Annotated in this window: 1 protein-coding gene; it reads right to left on the bottom strand. The window is 64.7% G+C overall.

Features of this window, described 5'->3' with window-relative positions:
* Window positions 1-300, bottom strand: a 300-nt coding sequence (locus MKK69_RS16305; RefSeq protein WP_243969440.1) for a Crp/Fnr family transcriptional regulator, incomplete at both ends; no start/stop codon positions are given.

Genomic DNA, 300 nt, shown 5'->3' with positions numbered 1-300 from the left:
GCAGAGGAGGTGAGCGATGCGCTGGTCCGGAGCGCGTGCGCCCATGTTGACCAGCCACTCTCGTAGGACCGCACCGTCGACCAGGGAGCACCACCAGAAGGCGCGCGCGATGCTCGTGTGATGCGCCGTGATCTCATCGATGGCCCGACGGGGGATGTCCACGACCTGGCACTGCGAGATGGTGCCGATGGTGTGATCCATCTCGTCGAGGATGAACACGTTCAGGTCGCAGAAATCGCCGGGCAACAACAGGGCCATGATCTGGCGCTGGCCGTCCGGAAGGACCTTGTACCGGCAGGC

The organism is Methylobacterium sp. J-026 (assembly GCF_022829585.1).
Taxonomy (GTDB): domain Bacteria; phylum Pseudomonadota; class Alphaproteobacteria; order Rhizobiales; family Beijerinckiaceae; genus Methylobacterium.
The sequence above is the reverse complement of the archived record's forward strand: the minus strand, read 5'-3'. Positions and strand labels throughout refer to the sequence as shown.